This window comes from Stenotrophomonas sp. 22692 (assembly GCF_052045015.1).
GTDB lineage: Bacteria > Pseudomonadota > Gammaproteobacteria > Xanthomonadales > Xanthomonadaceae > Stenotrophomonas > Stenotrophomonas geniculata.
Map to the genome: position 1 here is coordinate 89,822 of NZ_JBQEMR010000001.1, position 16,640 is coordinate 106,461.

A 16,640-nucleotide genomic window follows, 5' to 3' on the forward strand; every position below is an offset into this window, starting at 1 on the left:
GGCCAAAAACCATTGATTTTACAACCAGATGACCCCGGCTGGATGAAGGCGGGGCGGGGCGGGGGCGCCCGCAGGCGCGACAAGGCTTAGAATGTCCGGCTGCACCCATCCCGTTCGACCCCTGGAGTTCCCCAATGACCGTTGCGCAGTTCTACCCGATCGGCACCCCCGGACAGCCCTGGGGCGACGCGGAACGCGCACAGTGGCGGGCCCGCCAGCAGCGCCGGCGCAGCTACCACGACGACGTGGTGGCCGCGCTCGAGCGCCTGGACGACAGCTTCGATGTGATCCAGTACGGCCAGCTGGACTATGCGCCGGACCATTACCCGCTGTTCGCCGTGGTCAACCACGACTGGAACCCGGCGCTGCCGACCGCGCTGATCACCGGTGGCGTGCATGGCTACGAGACCAGCGGCGTGCACGGTGCCCTGCAGTTCCTGGAGCAGCAGGCGGAGCGTTACCTGGGCCGGCTGAACCTGATCGTGGCGCCGTGCGTCAGCCCGTGGGGCTACGAGCGCATCCAGCGCTGGAACCCGGACGCCATCGACCCCAACCGCAGCTTCCGTGACGGCGGCCAGATCGTGGAAGCCGCCGCCCTGATGGCCTGGGTGGCCGAGCGCAAGCCGAACCTGCTGGTGCACCTGGACCTGCACGAGACCACCGACAGCGACCTGCACGAGTTCGATCCGGCGCGTTGTGCCCGCGACGGCAAGCCATTCGAGCGCGACACCATTCCGGATGGTTTCTACGTGATCGGCAACAGCGAAGATCCGCAGGCCGAGTTCCAGAAGGCATTGATCACCGCCGTGGCCCCGGTCACCCATATCGCCCCGGCCGATGCCGAAGGCAACCTGGTCGGCCTGCCGCTGCAGTCGCCGGGCGTGGTCTGGGGTGAATCGCGTTCGATCGGCGCCTGCGCCGGCTTCACCGACGCGCGCTTTGCCACCACCACCGAGGTCTACCCGGACAGCCCGCGCACCAACCCGCAGGAATGCAACGACGCCCAGGTGGCGGCGGTGTGTGCGGGCCTGGATTTCGCCCTGGCGGCGCAGTAGCGCGCCACGTTCCGGGCAGCGACCGGCATCAGCCGGCGCCTTTCTTTGGCCGGTGAGGTGGCCACAGCCGGCGAAGCCGACGCGCGGCAACCTGCGAACACATCCAGATCGTGCTGGTACACCCCGCTGTTGACCGCGAACAGGCCCAGCAGCGAGTGGAAGAGGTTGTCGTGGCTGTGCGCCCGGTGCAGGGCATTCTGGTGCAGGCAGGCCAGGTCCAGGCCTGCGTTGCGGCTGAATTCCGGTGAGAACCACATCACCATCGGCACCTGGGTCTGCTCGCGCGGGGCGATGAAGTAGGGCGTGCCGTGCAGGTACATCCCGCGTTCGCCCAGCGACTCGCCATGGTCGGACACATAGATCAGTGCGACATCACGCTGGTCCGCATAGCCCTGCAGCAGGTCGATGGCCTTGCCCAGCAGGTGGTCGGTGTGGACCAGAGTGTTGTCGTAGGTGTTGACCAGCGCCTCGTTGCTGCAATGCTGGATCTGGTTGCTGTCGCAGGTCGGGCTGAAAGCCCGCGACGCTGCGGGATACCGTTCAAAGTAGGTCGGCCCATGACTGCCGAGCTGATGCAGCACGATCAGGGCGTCGCCGTTGATGGCATCGATGCGTGCGCCCAACTGGTGCAGCAGCACGTCGTCGTAGCAGGTGCCGTCGGCGTTGACGCACTGGCCGGCCACCTTCAGCGCAGGCATGTCCTCGGTCGGTACGCGTTCGCACACGCCCTTGCAGCCGCCGTTGTTGTTGTTGCGCCAGAGCACGCGGATGCCGGTGCGCTGCAGCATGTCGAGCACGTTCTCCTCGGTTGCGGCGCGCACGTCGTCGTACTGGCCTCGGGTCATCTGCGAGAACATGCACGGCACCGAGATGGCCGTGGCGGTCCCGCATGAGGAGACATCATTGAAGCTGATGACCCCTTCCTTGCGCGAGAGCCGGGGATTGGTCGCGCGTGGGTAGCCGTTGAGCTGGAAGTTCTGTGATCGCGCGGTCTCGCCGACGACCAGGATCACCAGCTTCGGGCGCGGGCCCGGCGCGCGCTGTGCGTCCATGCCAATCGCGCGCAGCGGTTGCTGGCGGGTGCTGTAGAGACCTTTCAGATAACCGTGGGTATGCCGCACCACGTTCAACGGCAGCACCTGGTCGCGGATGTGGCGGTTGTTGCGCAGCAGTGAGGAATAGTCCTTGTAGAACGCGAAGCCGATTGCCAGCAGTACCAGCAATGACGCCAGAACGCTGACTGGCCACACCAGCAGCGAACGTATCGAACCGGCCCCGCTGGTGGTGCGCACCAGGGCCAGCCCGGCAGCGGGCAGCACGCCCAGCGCCAGCAGGGTCAACAGCAGTGGCAGCGACAGATAGGCGTTCAGTTCGGCCTGGTTGGTCTCGAACACGTTCTGCACCATGCTGCGATCGATCAGCACGTTGTAGTGCAGCATGAAGTAGCTGCAGGCGGCGCTGACGACAACGAGCAGCACCAGCAGCGGCCTGCGCAGGAACGGCAGTGCCAGCAGTGGCGTCAGCATCAGGTTGAACAGGCAGAAAAGCACCACCGGCAAGCTGGCCAGGAACAGCATGCTGCGCAGGCTGTTGAGGTCGATCAGCCCCCACAGCGTCTTCCAGAGGGCGATGTTTCCAATCGTGGTGAAGAACAGTGCGGTGGCCCAGACCAGAACGATCGGATGGGGCCGTGGAAAACGGCGGCGTTGACGCACGAGCAGGTTCCGTGGAGCGGGAGTGCGCGCAGTATCGAAACCGCTTTATCAGGAAGTTGTCAGGTTGGGCGGACTAGCCCAGCAGGATCACGCCCCACACCGCGCCCACCATCAACAGTGCGGTGGTCTGCGCGGCGCTGCCCATGTCCTTGGCGTTCTTGGACAGTGGATGCTGTTCCAGTGAGATGCGATCGACCACTGCTTCGATCGCCGAGTTGAGCAGTTCCACCACCAGGCTGATGAAGCAGACCGCCAGCACCAGCGCCCGTTCGAGCTTGCTGATGTCCAGTACGAACGCTGCAGTGATCAACAGCGCGTGCAGAAGCAGCAGTTGGCGAAAGGCCGCCTCGCCGCGGAAGGTGGCGATGAAACCATCGCGCGAATGGATGAGGGTGTGGAAGATGCGGCTCAGGCCGCTCTTGCCGTGCGGGTACTTGCCGCTGTCCTTGGGGTGCTGCATGCCGTTTCCGCCGTGAAGTGAGCAATCCCCAGCATGTGCAGGCGCGCGTCAGGAAACCGTCAGATGGGCCACTCCAGGCTGAACCGGCAGCCCTGCTGCGAGGAACGCACCGTCATCCTCCAACCCAGGTGCTCGACGATGCGCTGCACGATGGACAGCCCCAGTCCCTCGCCATTGTGCGGGCTGCCGGGCACGAAGCGCTGGAACTGCTGTGGGTCGATACTGGAGGGCAGGCCGGGTCCGGTGTCGGCGACGGTGAGTGCGGTGTCGTGGAGGGTGATCCTCACTTCGCCCCTTTCGGTGTACTGGCAGGCGTTGCGCAGCAGGTTCCAGATCACGCTGTGCGCCAAATCTGCGTTGGTGTCCAGCACGGCGTCATGCCGGGCATCAAACGCAACGATCACCGGCTTGCCGGAAATCCACGGTTGGCAGCGCTCCATGCAGGATTCGATCAATGGGCGCAGGGCCACCTTGTTGCGCGGCACGGAGCCGGGGGTACGTGAGAGCAGCAGCAGGCAGGACAGCTGGCGCTGCATCTCCTGGGTAGTGCGCAGGATACGCTCCGCGCTGGGGACCAGGTGGCTGTCGGACGGAAGCTGGCAGGCAAGGGTTTCCGCAGCGCCGCCGATGATGGCCAAGGGCGTGCGCAGCTCATGGCTGGCATCGCCGCTGAAGCATTGCTCGCGATGCAGGAACCGTTCGAGCTCATCACTGTGCCGGGCGAAGGCACGGGCGAGTACACCGATCTCGTCGCGGGCGTCCTGACAGGGAAAGGGCTTCCGCCCGCTCTGCACGGCATCGGCCAACTGCGTGATGGGCGCGATGACGTGCGATGCCACCCTGCGACCGATCAGGAAGGCGCCGAGCACGCAGATCGAAATGACCACCGCGGCAAAGGCATTGATCAGGTGTTCCAGGTAGCCATAGGGTGCAGCGTCCTGCAGCAGGTAGTAGCGCTGGCCGCCACTGTCGAACACACGCAGGTGCCACTCGTCGGGTCCTGCTTCGCCGTGGTAGCCCAGGCCGTACTGGCGCAGCACCATCGGCACGCTATGGCTGTCGTACAGCTGGCTGCCCGGGGGCAGGGCGGTGCGCTCGCCACGGGCCAGTGCTGCCTGCAGCTTGTGCACGGCACTGTCCTGGGTCCGGGCGATGACCGCGGCCCTGACCTGGTCGTAGTCCACCTGTTCGGCCAGGACGATGAAGCCCATCGCGCCGGCCATCAGCAGCACGAACGAAATCGTGATGCGGGTACGCAGGGCCAGGCGGCGGTAGAGAGCGGCAGGGGTCACGCCGGCATGCGCCAGCCGACGCTGTGCACCGTGGCGATCAACGTGGTGTCGAAGCTGCGGTCCACCTGCAGGCGCAGCTCATGGATGTGGGTACGCAGCGCGCCGCTGTCCGGTGGCTCGTCGCCCCAGACCAGGTATTCCATCTCCTGCTTGCGCACCACGGCCGGGGCCGCGCGTACCAGGCACATCAGCAGTTTGTGCGACGTAGGCGTCAGCGCGATGCAGCGCCCCTGTCGCCAGGCCTGCGGCGAGCGCGTATCTACCTGCAAGTCCTTCCACGCCAGTACGCTGTCGACCTGACGGCCCTGGGCGCGTCGCACCAGGGCCTTGATCCGCGCATCCAGTTCCTTCAGCGAGAACGGTTTGACCAGGTAGTCATCGGCGCCGAGAGCGAGGCCCTGCACGCGGTCCTCGACCGGATCGCGCGCGGTCAGCATCAGGATCGGCACCGGGTTCTGGAATTCCCGGCGCAGCTTTCGGCACAGCGTCATGCCATCCAGGCGCGGGAGCATCAGGTCCAGCAGGATGGCGTCGTAGTCGTGCTGCGTGGCCCGGCGCAGGCCGCTGGCACCGTCGCGGGCGTCGTCCAGCACGTAGCCGATAGGCTCAAAGAAAGCGTACAGGTTGGCTACGAGCTCGGGGTTGTCTTCGATGATCAGCAGGCGGGTCATGGCGTGCGTCCTTGCGCGTGGCCGAACTGTGCCCGATCCCTGACTGATTGCCAATGCGCATGCTGAATGGTTCGCGGCCTGGGTTCGGCCGCGTCAAGCGACGTTCAATCGGCCGGCATCTTCGGAAACGAACTGCCAGCCGATATCTTCCGGTTTGTCCGAAAAGAACAGGCTCATGTAGGTCGGCTTGTCCTTGTTGATCAACGAGGTGCGGAACGATTCGACCACCTGTTCGATGGCATTCACATCAGCCGATGATGGGCGCTGGCTTGCGTGGGCCGGCAGGCCTGCGGCGAGGCACGCAGCGAGAAGCGCGTTCTGGATTCCGGTGGCTCGCATCGTTCATGACGGCCTTCGTAGGGTGGAAGCGCCACCGGGGCCCCGGCTACAGGGCCCCGGCGCGCTCCGCATTCAACGATGCAGCGCGTCGATGATCAAGCCGGTCGCGATCTCCACCAACAGGTACTCGGTGTCGGACTGGCGCACCCAACGCTGGCCGCGACCCGGATTGCGCAGGTCATAACGCGCGTAATCGTCCACCCAGTAGCGGCGGTCCACTTCGGCCCAGGGCAGGCGGTCGCCACGACGCCAGGCCTTCTTCTGCCAGCCGGGCGGCGGCGCATCACGGTTGTGCGGGCCGCCGGCATGCGGCGGCGGGCCGTTGCCGCGGGCGTGATGCGGCGGGTCAGCGAAGGCGGGGGCCGCAGCCAACGCGGTGGCGGTGGTCAAAGCGATGGCAAGCAAACGTGTGGTCTTCATGGAAGTGCCTCCGTCATGGCCGCAGCATGCGGCGCTGTGGCGGGAATATAGGGCAGTCAGTGTGAATGAATACGGGTTTGGGAGGCACTTTTCTGAACAGACGGCGCGGCCTGCAGCCGCTGCCAGGCAACGGGTCACTGGACCCCGCTCGGGGCTGAATCTGTTGCAGCCCAGCCTCCACCCAACGACAGGAAAAGATCCATCTGCCGGTCAATGCGCTCCGCGCGCGAGACGGCCAATGCGGACTCCGCATCTGCCAGCGCGGCCTGGGCCGAAAGCAGGTCGAGAAAATCGATCCTGCCGAAACGGTAGAGCTGCTGCGCCTGCCCGGCGGCCCGCGCTGCATCCCCACGCGCCTGCGCCAGGCTGCGCTCGCGTTCAAGCTCCTGCGTGCAGGCAGAAAGCGCGGTCTCGGTCTGGCGCAGTGCCTGCAGCACGACGCCGTCAAAGGACGCGAGCGCGGTATCTGCATTGGCACCTGCCGCTGCGACGCGGGCCTTGGCCACGCGGCGGTTGGGCCAGTGCCATGACAGCACGGGACCGATGCTCGCACCGAAGCCGTCGGCCGACAGCAGATGCGCCGGTGTGCCGGCCACGCCCGAAGAGGCGCCCAAGGTGATCTGCGGATAGAGACCCGCCGTCTCGACACCGATCATTGTAGTCGCGGCGGCCAGGCTGCGTTCGGCTGCGCGTACGTCGGGGCGCCGCTGGAGCAGTTGCCAACCATCACCGACCGGCAGCGCCTGCTCCAGCTCCGGGGGGCCTGGGCAGGCTTCGGCCTCCCTGGGATAGTCCGCCGGGAGCCTGCCCATCAATGCGGCCAGTTCGAACAGTGCGGCCTGGCGTTCCGCCAGCAGGTGCGGTATCCCCGCCGCGCTGCGGTTGACGGCGGCACCGGCACGGCTGACATCGAAGTCCGTTCCGCGCCCTCCGGCAGCCAGGCGTCGGGTTGCCTCCAGCGTGGCGCGCTGTATCGCCAGCACCTGCCGGGTCGCAGCGAGCGTGTAATTGCTTGTGCAGATCTGGAGATAGGCACGGGTGACGGCAGCAGCGACGACCACGCGGACCTGGTCGCGTGCCGCAGCGACGGCCTCGGCGTCCGCGTTGGCGGCTTCGATGCCGCGGCGGATGCCGCCTGCAAGATCCAGTGGATAGGAGAGGTGAAGGCCCAGCGCATACGACTGCGGCGCGGCCGACGCCTGGGTGTAGCCACCGGCATGGGTGAGCGTGCCCGATGCATCCACGTCGGCTTGCACGGCACCGCGCGCGCGGTACTCCAGCACGGTTGCGCTGGCGCGCCGAAGGTTGGCATCGGCGGCGCGCAGGTCGGTATTGGCCGCCAGTGCTTCGCGTACGTAGGCGTCAAGCCGGGGGTCGCCGTACAGGTGCCACCATTGATCTGGTGGCGCGTCCTGGCTGAACGATGCCTCCTGGCCCGAGACGAACGCCCGCGCCACCTGGGGGGAGGCCGCGACCGCATTCGCAGGCAGGTGATAGTCGGGGCCGGATACGCAGGCCGTCATGGGCAGCAGCAGGGCAAGCAGCCCACCGCGTAGTGTTCGCACGCTCACTTGCAGGCTCCCGGTGCCGAGGGTGTGATGGTCACACTCGCAGTGCGACCCACGATCAGGCGGGTATCCGACGGCGCATCATCGATGCGGATGCGTACCGGGATGCGCTGCGCCAGCCTCACCCAGGTATAAGTTGGCGCCACGGCGGGCAGCAGGTTGTGTGTGCTTGAGCGCTGATCGTCGGCAATGCCGGCGGCGATGGTATCCACGTGTCCGCGGACGTCGTGGTTGCCGCCCATCAGCCGGGCCACGGCGGCATCGCCCTCGGTGATGCAGGCCAGTTTGGTTTCCTCGAAGTAGCCCTCGATACGCAGGCTGCCGGTGTCGATCAGCGCCAGTGCCTGCGCACCGGGTTGCAGGTAGTCGCCCGCGTGCAGGTCGAGGTTGGTGATGATGCCATCGGTGGTTGCACGCACCTCGGTGCGTTGCACGTTGAGCTGGGCAACGCGCTGTTCGGCCCGTGCCTGCGCCAGCGCGGCCAGCTCGGTATCGACCTTGGCGGCATTGCGTTCGCGGGTTTCCGAAGCGACCAGGTTGCCAAGTGCGTTGTCCCGCGCCGATTCGCGGCGGGCCAGCGCCAGCGTGGCATGCGCGCTCCTGACCGCCGCGTCTGCCTTCTCCAGCGTGGCGGCGAAGCGTGGCTGATCGAGCACCAGCAGCAGCTGGCCGGCACTGACCCGCTGGTTGTCGTGCACCAGCACCTGGGTGACCAGCCCCCCCATGTCCGACGCAACGCGCACCACATCGGCGCGCACCCGCCCATCCCGCGTCCACGGGCGCATTTCGTAACGATTCCAGAGGGAGAGCGCGGCAATGGCGGCAAGCGCACACACGCCCAGCGTTGCGCTCCAGCGCCCGATGACAGCAAGCAGGTCTTTCATTTCATTTCTCGAGCAGGGGCGAGAGCCGGATCATCAGCTCCGCCAGGATCACGAACAGGGACAGGCCCACCAGCGGCCGCGCGGCGAACAGCCGGTACAGACCGAGGCTGGCGAGCAGGCGTGAAGTCAGTATCGACAGCGCCAAGGCGGCAGCGGCCACGGCGAGCAGGCCGGGAATGAGCACGCCATCAATGGAAAGATCAGAGAGCATGCGGTCAGTGCCGATGGGTGAGCGGTGAGGCCAGCAGGTCGCGGCGCAACCCGCTGAGCAGGTGCAGCAGATTCCCTCGATCGGCCTCGGCGATGGCTGTTGCGGCCTCGCGCATGCAGTCCAACAACTTCAGAAGATGGGCATCGACACTGTGTGCCGCGTGGGCGCGGATCCTGAAATGTGCGGCGACGCGTTCGATCAGCGCCGCATGAAGCGGCCGTACGTGTGGGTTGTCCAGATACTCTTCCAGAGCGCGGAGCTGGTTGGATGCATGTGCCGCACGAACGTCCGCAAACAATGCCCGCAGGTCGTGTGTTGCGCTGGCACGGCCCTGCAACCTGGGAGCGAGCAGCCCGATGCGATCCAGCATGCGGCTGAGCCAGGCTCGGGTCACATCACCTCGTCCGGCGGCGTGTCGTGCGATGTCCCGGCGGATCGAACGCTCCAGCCGTGCGCGGTTGCGGCCTGCATCGGCGGTCTGGAACAGCTGCATGCTGCACAGTGCCACCGTCGTACCCACGAACAACGCAACGCTGTTGTTGAGTGCGCCGACGATGTTGACCGTGCTGGTCGCACCGAGGCCCGCGATGAGCGGGAAGGTCAGTACCACGCCCAGGGCGGCCATGATGAAGGGCGGCCGGGCAAGGAACGATCCGCACAGCAGCAGCACCGGCGCCAGCGCGGCAATCAGGCCGAGGAAATCGGACAACGCGGGGAAGATCAGCAGACCGTAGAGCAGGCCGACGGCAACGCCGATCAACGACCCGACCAGATAGCGCATGACATGCGGCGCAGGCGCTTCGATCGTGCCGAACAGCACGCACGCCGTGCCGATGATGGATACCGCCGTGGCGCCCTCCGACCAGCCGGTGACGATCCACAGAACGCAGCTCAGCAGGATGCCGGCGAACGCGCCCAGCGCGCTGCGCAGGGCAAGCCGATGATCCCGGTGAAGTACCGCACCCTGCACATGTCGCGCAAGGCGGGCAGGCACATGCCGACGCCAGTCGGGACGGGCAGTGTGCAGTTGCGCCTGCAGCACGCGGCAGTCGGCGTGGGCGAGGTCGAGCTCGGTCTGTTGCGCGGCGAGGCCGGCCTGCAGCAGATCGCGCCAGCCCGTTGCATCCATCGCGCCGGCCTGTGGTGAACGCAGCCGGTCGATGGAATCTTCCACCGCGCTGGACAGCATCAGGACGTCCAGCATCCGGTCGTGCAGGGCGCGCAGGATCTGCACCTGCGCCACGCCGTGGGCGCTGTCGTAGGGCAGGTGGATCGACAGCACATGCAGCTCGAGCAGGTCGGCGGCCACTTTCGAGCGGTCCCTCGCCAGTACCATGTCCGATGCACCGGCGCGCATGTCCCGTGTCCATCGTTCCGCATCATCCAGCACGGCAGCAACCCGTACGTGCACGCGCATCGAGACCCGGCGCGGCAGCACCAGCGCATGGACCAGCGTTGCGGCAAGGATGCCGATGGCGATTTCCTGCACCCGCGTGATGGCGATGGTGAACACGTCTCCCGGCACCATCACCGCAGGAAACCCAATCAGGCTGGTGGTATAGCCGGCCAGCAGGAACGCATACGCACGCGGCGTGCGGTCGAGCATCGCCAGGTACAGGCACAGCGCCATCCACGCCGCGAGCGCGGCGCTCAGCACCAGGGGGGCATTGGCAAATCGTGGCACCAGTGCGACGGTGGCGAAGGCCCCGCCCACGGTGCCGAGCAGACGGAACAGGCCGCGGCTGAGTGTCGCCCCGGAAAGGGGCTGCGACACCAGATAGACCGTGCCGATCACCCAGAACGGGCGGTTCAGGCCGATCCGCAGGGAGACATACAGCCCCAGCGACGCGGCGAGCAGGCATTTGAGTGAGAACAGCACCGCCTCCTGGTCGGTCCTGAGGGCAGGGCTTTTCAACCGGGCGAATGCCTGGAACAGGTGGGGAAGAAAAGGTGTGGGGAGGTGCATGCGGGTCATGCTAGTGATCGGCCGCACTGGCGAATTTCGCTACAATGACAACCAATCGCTAAAACCGGTCAATGTGAGAATGGCTCGCATTTCGCTCCCCGGCTTTGACCTGGACCCGGACGAGACCGATCGCCCGGCGGTCGCCAGCCGCCTGCAGGTGGCCGAGCACGACGCGGAGATTCCCGTACATGAGCATCGCAAGGGCCAGCTCATTCTTGCGCTGCATGGGGCGGTGACCTGCGAAGTGGCCAGCGCGTTGTGGATCGTGCCGCCCCAGTGTGGCGTCTGGATTCCGGGTGGCATGCCGCACAGCAATCGCGCCACCGCCAACGCGCGCCTGTGCTATCTGTTCGTCGAGCCCGGCATCGTCGATCTGCCCATGCAGTGCGTGACGCTGGCGATCTCCCCGATGCTGCGGGAGATGATCCTGCACCTGGCCGACGCGCCGCTGGACTACCCGCATGGCAGCCACACCGACCGGCTGGCGCGGGTGTTGCTGGACGAGCTGGTACAGATGCCTGCCGAGCACCTGTCGTTGCCGGTCAGCCATCACCCGAAGGTGCGTGCATTGGCTGCGGCATTGTCGGCTGATCCGGCAGACCGCAGCACCATCAGCCAGTGGGCCGTGCGCCTGGCCCTGGGCGAGCGCACGCTGACCCGGTTGATTGAGCGAGAAACGGGCTTGTCCTTCGGACGCTGGCGGCAGCAGCTGCACCTGCTCATCGCCATTCGTGAACTCGCCGCGGGCGCACCGGTACAACGCGTTTCCGAGACGCTGGGCTATGAGTCGGTGACGGCCTTCATCACGATGTTCAAGAAAGCGCTTGGCCTTTCCCCGGCGCGGTACTTTGCCGTGCGGCTGCGCGGGCAGTAGCGGGGAACAATGGGGGAAGCCGTTGCCCGGAACGGCTACTTCGAGGTGTCGGAGACCGATGGAATCGCGGCCACCACCGCAGCAGGATCCTCGCGCTGGAGGGTGTGGCCGGTTGCCAGGTAGCGGTGCGAGCCGCGCGTGAATCCCGAGAAGAGCAGGGCGCGTGCGGCAGATTGTGCTGGTAGTGATGTGAGCTATGAACACGGACTCCCTGTAGAAGAAGTCATGGGAGCCCGGCGTAGGCCGCTGAATGGCCACGGATGCTTGAATCTGTGACCGGTTACGCGGCTCCACACTTGAACGTGCAAGCGTCTTCAACGATAAAGGCGGCATGTAGCACTGCCGCATACCGGACCAGGGACGATCCGAAGCATGACGCGGGGAACACCTTCGCGTTCTCGTTCCCGCCGGCGCTGTGTTCGTCCAGGAAGGAGAACAGGGATGTTGGAACGACTGAAGACCATTTCGTGTGCCGTGCTGGCGATTGTTGCCGTTGGCTGCATTGCGCCGGCTGTTGTACAGGCGCAGGAAAGCAAGATCACCTGGCGTATTTCCCAGCCCGGCGGCGACGCGACCCAGTACAAAACCCAGCAGGCGGCGGTGGCCGGCATCAAGAATCTGCCGGCGCCCAGCCCCTTCCCGCCGGAGTTCCAGTTCGGCTGGCAGTACGTCGACAAGATCAAGTCGAAAGTCGTGGACTTGAACGGAAATACGTCGATTACCTACTGGATGGGAAAGACGCAGCCCTCCGACCCTGACTGGACTTACTACGGCGCGGGTGATGGTGGCTTCTTGTCCGAAGAGGAAGTGCTGGAAGCGCTCATTGCAGACTTGCAGGACATCAATCCCCAGTGTCCTGGGGAAACTGCTGTGCCGGAAGGAGAATGGGGCCCAACTGCTCCAGGGATGGACGGAATTTCGGAGGTCAGGGAGTACCGGGTCACCGGCATGCTGGGCAGCAATTCGGCGGAGTCTCCGTGCGTGCCCTTCGACGCAGGAACGACAGGGCTTGCTCGCATGCGACGCTTGAACTGCCCGATCCCCTTCACGCAGTGGTCCAACACACACAACGCCTGCGTCAGCGAAGAATTCGTTGCAACCATTACCTCGAAGTCGCAGAAGTGCGACAAGGACGGCGGCAACGGTAGCTGCCCCATGTCCCGCAACGATGCAGCGGCGAACATGAGTCCGATTCCCGACAAGGACCCGGCCTCCAACGGCGGTACCTGCGACGGCAATGTCGGCAACCCATGTGATGTCAAAACGGGCGAGAAGTACGAGATCGCGCCGGACTTCGATCTGGGCTGGATCGCGCTGACGCGCTTCTATCACTCCGGCATCTCCACCTCATCCGGTGGCGTCGGTTATGGCTGGACCCATTCGCTGGGCGCCCACCTGGCACTGGATGGCGTTGACAGTGTGGGCATCATTGAAAGCACTGGTTTCCAGCGTGCATTCAAGAAGATCGGGCAAGCCTATGAGGCGGACGACGACAGTGGCGATCGTCTGGTCCAGAACGGCAACTGGACACTGTACACGGCCGATTCCATCTCTACCTTCGGCGCGGACGGGCGTCTTGCCGCCAAGCGCTTCGCGGATGGCACGTCGCTGACCTACATCTATGACGACAGCGACCGCCTTGCAGCCGTCACCCACAGCAGTGGCCGCACGCTCGAGTTCGTTTACCAGTCCAACGACTATGAGGCGCTGATCAGTTCGGTGCTGGTCGAAGGCATTCCGCTCGCCACTTATACCTACACGCCGCAGAACCAGGTCGCCACGGTGACCTATGCGGGTGGTGGTGTGCGGACGTATCACTACGAGAACCAGGACTTCCCCCAGCACCTGACCGGCATCACCGCCGAGGACGGTCGCCGCTACAGCACCTTCACCTACGATTCCATCGGTCGTGTGATCTCCAGTCAGCATGCCGGCGGTGCCGATGGCGTGACGCTGGCCTACAGCCCCAATGGCGGTGCGGTGGTGACCGACGCGCTGGGGCGGCAGACCGACTACACCCTGACACCCGGAGGCGATAGCGCTCCGTCGCGCAAGGTGACCGGCCTGACGGATTCGCAGGGAACCGTCAGCCGAACCTACTACGACCAGAGTGTCGACTTCCGCCGGCGTCTGAATACCTACACCGATCGCCGCGGCATCCAGACCAAGCACACCTATGCGCAGGGCACCGATCCGGTGAGCGGTCGTGCCGTCAGCATCCATACCGTGACCGAAGCGGTCGGCTTTCCCGAGCAGCGTGTGGTGACCACGGCGCGCGACGTCGAAACCAATGCGGTACTGACCACCCGGATCGGTAGCCGCGAAACCCGCACGGCCTTCAATTCCCGACGCCAGCCGACGGCCAACACCGTGACCGACACCGCTTCCGGTCAGACGCGCATCACCAACTACACGTACTGCGAAGCCGCTGATGTGGCAGCGGCAGGCAGCTGCCCGGTGGAGGGGCTGCTGAAGAGTGTGGATGGCCCGCGCACGGATGTGGCCGATGCCGTTACCTATGCCTATTACTCGGCGGATGATGCAGGGTGCGCGACGGGAGGTGCCTGCACCTATCGCAAGGGCGACCTGCGCAGCGTGACCAATGCGCTGGGCCAGACGGTCGAGACTCTGGCCTACGACGCTTTCGGACGGCCGTTGTCGGTCAAGGATGCCAACGGCGTGGTCACCGACTACACCTACCATGCTCGCGGCTGGCCAACCTCGGTCACCGTACGTGGCGCGACCACTGCCGAGAATCGGGTCACCCAGATCAGCTACTGGCCGACCGGCCAGGTGCAACAGATCACCGAGCCCGACGGCAGCAGCGTTTCCTATGTCTACGATGCGGCGCTGCGCTTGACCGATATCGAGGACAACGCGGGCAACACGATTCACTACACGCTGGACAATGCCGGCAATCGCCTCAAGGAAGACACGCTCGATGCAGGCGGTACCCTGCGCCGTACCCTCGCACGGACGTTCAACACACTCGGCCAGCTGACCGCACTGAAGGACGCAGGCAACCACGCTACCGGCTTTGCCTACGATGCTAACGGCAACCCGCAGACCGTGACCGACGCCCTGCAGCGCGTGACCAGCCAGCAGTACGACCCGCTGAACCGCCTGGCCCAGACCTTGCAGGACGTGGGTGGCGTGGCCGCCGAGATCCGCAGCCAGTACAACGCGCTGGACCAGGTCACCCAGGTCACTGACCCGAAGGGCCTGCATACCACCTACGCCTACAACGGATTCGGTGACCTGACCGGGCAGGTCAGCCCGGACAGTGGCGCCAGCAGCTTCACCGTGGACGCCGCCGGCAACCGCAAGACGGCCACCGATGCACGCGGCATCACTGCCACCTATCACTACGATGCACTCAACCGCCTGATCGGCATCGCCTACCCGGACCCCAATCTGGACGTGGGCTACAGCTATGACGTGGCGCCGGCCGCCTGTGCCGCCGACGAGCGCTTTGCCAAGGGCCGCCTGGGGCAGGTGCTGCACGCCAATGGCAGCACCCAGTACTGCCATGACCGCTTCGGCCAGGTCACCCGCAAGGTGCAGACCGTCAATGGTGTGGCCAGCACCCTGCGCTATGCCTACAGCAAGACGGGTCGCTTGACCGCGTTGACCTACCCCGACGGCAGCGTGGCCGACTACGTGCGCGATACCCAGGGCCGCATCAGCCAGATCGGCCTGACCCGCCCCGGCCAGGCGCGCCAGATCGTGGTGAACAACGTGACCTATGCGGCCTTCGGCCCGGCGACCGGCTGGACCTATGGCAATGGCCGCCAGCTGCAGCGTCCGCTGGACCTGGACTATCGCCCGCAAGCGGTGCATGACCCGGCTGCAGGCGGCCTGTCGCTGGGCTATGGCTATGATCCGGTCGGCTCGATCACTGAGCTGAAGAATGGCGCAGGCTCGACGGTGCTGGCCAAGTACGCCTACGACACGCTGGGCCGACTGACCCAGACCCAGGACGGCGCGACCGGCACGCCGATTGAAACCTATGCCTATGACGCCACCGGCAATCGCACTGCGCTGACCACCTCAGCAGGCACCGCCAGCTACACCTATCCCGCAACCAGCCACCGGCTGACCGCCGTGGATGGCGAGGCGCGCAACCATGACGCGGTGGGCAACACCACCAGCATCGGCGGCAAGACGTTCACCTACAACGATGCCAACCGCATGAACGCCGTGAAGCAGGGCGATGCCGTGCTGGAAAGTTATGCCTACAACCACCGCGGCGAGCGCGTGCTGCGCACCCCAGCCGGTGGTGCGGCTCAGATCACCCTGTACGACGAGGCCGGGCAGTGGCTCGGTAACTACTCGGCCACGGGCCAGGCGCAGCAGCAGGCCATCTGGCTGGACAACTATCCGGTGGCGCTGATCAACACGCCGGCTACCGGCGTGCCGGAGCTGGCCTACGTGCAGCCGGATCATCTGGGCACGCCGCGCGTGGTGATCGACCCGGTGCGGAATGTCTCGATATGGGAGTGGAGCAACAAGAGCGAGGTGTTCGGCAACCAGATTCCGAGTCTTGATCCGGATGGCGATGGTGTGGCGTTCGAGTTGGCGCTGCGCTTCGCCGGGCAGCAGGCGACGGATGCGAGTGGGCTGTTCTACAACTATCGGAGGGAATACGACCCGGCAGTGGGGCGGTATACCCAGAGCGATCCGATTGGGTTGATGGGTGGACTGAACTCGTTCGCGTATGGAAGCGGAGATCCCACTGGCCGTGTCGATTCGCTAGGCTTGGCCGATAGAAAATACATACCTCAGGCCGTACCTGTTTCACCGGAGTTGCAGGCGGTCGGAAATCGGCTCCAGAGGCTGGCAAACCAAGCAGCGTCCACCATCGACGCCACCTGTGGATGGCGTTGCTCACTGCCTTGGATACGCGGAACGCTCATCCATAGTGAGTTCAAGCGCCTGGTGGATACCACATGCCCGACGTCTCAGTATGCGACTGAGGTGAGCTACGCTGGCCGTAGGGTTGTTAGGTATGGGTACCCGGGGTCCTCACGGGCGGACGCTGTGTACGGCCCAGTTGATGCACCTCAAGCCATCTTCGATCTGAAGACTGGTTGGGCTTACATCTCCTGGGATCAGTACAATAAGTACGTCAAGAATCTCCCCGAGGGAACTCTCGTGGTGGAACTTAAGCCTGAAGGCCGTTGAT

12 protein-coding genes and 2 pseudogenes are annotated in these 16,640 nt (G+C 65.4%); 3 read left to right on the plus strand and 11 right to left on the minus strand.

Annotated elements, in window-relative coordinates; translation table 11 throughout:
- Nucleotides 1–134 precede the first annotated feature (134 nt).
- Nucleotides 135–1,055 carry a M14 family metallopeptidase gene (locus ACTJJM_RS00380; protein WP_010485250.1) on the plus strand — a complete coding sequence of 307 codons (921 nt, stop codon included), beginning with the start codon at nt 135–137 and terminating at the stop codon, nt 1,053–1,055.
- Here ACTJJM_RS00380 and eptA read toward each other — a convergent pair.
- The 10 genes and pseudogenes from eptA to ACTJJM_RS00430 form a co-directional block, all read right to left on the minus strand.
- Nucleotides 959–2,770 carry a phosphoethanolamine transferase EptA gene (gene eptA, locus ACTJJM_RS00385; protein WP_049455104.1) on the minus strand — a complete coding sequence of 604 codons (1,812 nt, stop codon included), beginning with the start codon at nt 2,768–2,770 and terminating at the stop codon, nt 959–961. The two genes, ACTJJM_RS00380 and eptA, sit on opposite strands and share 97 nt — an antisense overlap.
- A 73-nt stretch (nt 2,771–2,843) precedes the next feature.
- Complete coding sequence (locus tag ACTJJM_RS00390; protein WP_049455105.1) at nt 2,844–3,230, minus strand: diacylglycerol kinase; 387 nt, start codon at nt 3,228–3,230, stop codon at nt 2,844–2,846.
- A gap of 59 nt (nt 3,231–3,289) precedes the next feature.
- A complete protein-coding gene (locus tag ACTJJM_RS00395; protein WP_049455106.1) occupies nt 3,290–4,522 on the minus strand; it encodes an ATP-binding protein in 1,233 nt (410 codons plus the stop codon).
- The gene (locus ACTJJM_RS00400; protein WP_019659910.1) at nt 4,519–5,193 is read right to left on the minus strand and encodes a response regulator transcription factor; all 675 of its coding nucleotides are present in this window, start codon (nt 5,191–5,193) and stop codon (nt 4,519–4,521) included. Before ACTJJM_RS00400 ends, ACTJJM_RS00395 begins: the two co-directional genes overlap by 4 nt.
- 117 nt (nt 5,194–5,310) lie before the next feature.
- Nucleotides 5,311–5,532, minus strand: a pseudogene (locus ACTJJM_RS00405) (nuclear transport factor 2 family protein); the annotation flags it as partial.
- A gap of 72 nt (nt 5,533–5,604) precedes the next feature.
- The gene (locus ACTJJM_RS00410; RefSeq protein WP_021204235.1) at nt 5,605–5,952 is read right to left on the minus strand and encodes an RcnB family protein; all 348 of its coding nucleotides are present in this window, start codon (nt 5,950–5,952) and stop codon (nt 5,605–5,607) included.
- Between the two features lie 134 nt (nt 5,953–6,086).
- Nucleotides 6,087–7,523 (minus strand): efflux transporter outer membrane subunit, encoded by a 1,437-nt coding sequence (locus ACTJJM_RS00415; RefSeq protein WP_241874886.1) that lies wholly within the window; start codon nt 7,521–7,523, stop codon nt 6,087–6,089.
- Nucleotides 7,520–8,404, minus strand: coding sequence for an efflux RND transporter periplasmic adaptor subunit (locus tag ACTJJM_RS00420; protein WP_440865033.1), 885 nt, complete (start codon nt 8,402–8,404; stop codon nt 7,520–7,522). The genes ACTJJM_RS00415 and ACTJJM_RS00420 overlap by 4 nt, the downstream gene beginning before the upstream one ends.
- Before the next feature lies 1 nt (nt 8,405).
- Nucleotides 8,406–8,615: a DUF1656 domain-containing protein gene (locus tag ACTJJM_RS00425; protein ID WP_019337823.1), complete on the minus strand. Its 210-nt coding sequence runs from the start codon at nt 8,613–8,615 to the stop codon at nt 8,406–8,408.
- A gap of 4 nt (nt 8,616–8,619) precedes the next feature.
- Nucleotides 8,620–10,494 (minus strand): FUSC family protein, encoded by a 1,875-nt coding sequence (locus ACTJJM_RS00430; protein WP_241874885.1) that lies wholly within the window; start codon nt 10,492–10,494, stop codon nt 8,620–8,622.
- Between the two features lie 166 nt (nt 10,495–10,660).
- Here ACTJJM_RS00430 and ACTJJM_RS00435 point away from each other — a divergent pair, with 166 nt between their 5' ends.
- Nucleotides 10,661–11,455: an AraC family transcriptional regulator gene (locus ACTJJM_RS00435; protein WP_100445940.1), complete on the plus strand. Its 795-nt coding sequence runs from the start codon at nt 10,661–10,663 to the stop codon at nt 11,453–11,455.
- Between the two features lie 35 nt (nt 11,456–11,490).
- Here the strand turns inward: ACTJJM_RS00435 and ACTJJM_RS00440 are convergent.
- Nucleotides 11,491–11,625 (minus strand): annotated as a pseudogene (locus tag ACTJJM_RS00440) (alpha/beta fold hydrolase); the annotation flags it as partial.
- A gap of 271 nt (nt 11,626–11,896) precedes the next feature.
- On the opposite strand from ACTJJM_RS00440, the gene ACTJJM_RS00445 reads away from it, so the two are divergent.
- Entirely contained in the window at nt 11,897–16,639 is a 4,743-nt protein-coding gene (locus ACTJJM_RS00445; protein WP_440865034.1) for an RHS repeat-associated core domain-containing protein, read from the plus strand.
- Nucleotide 16,640 lies beyond the last annotated feature (1 nt).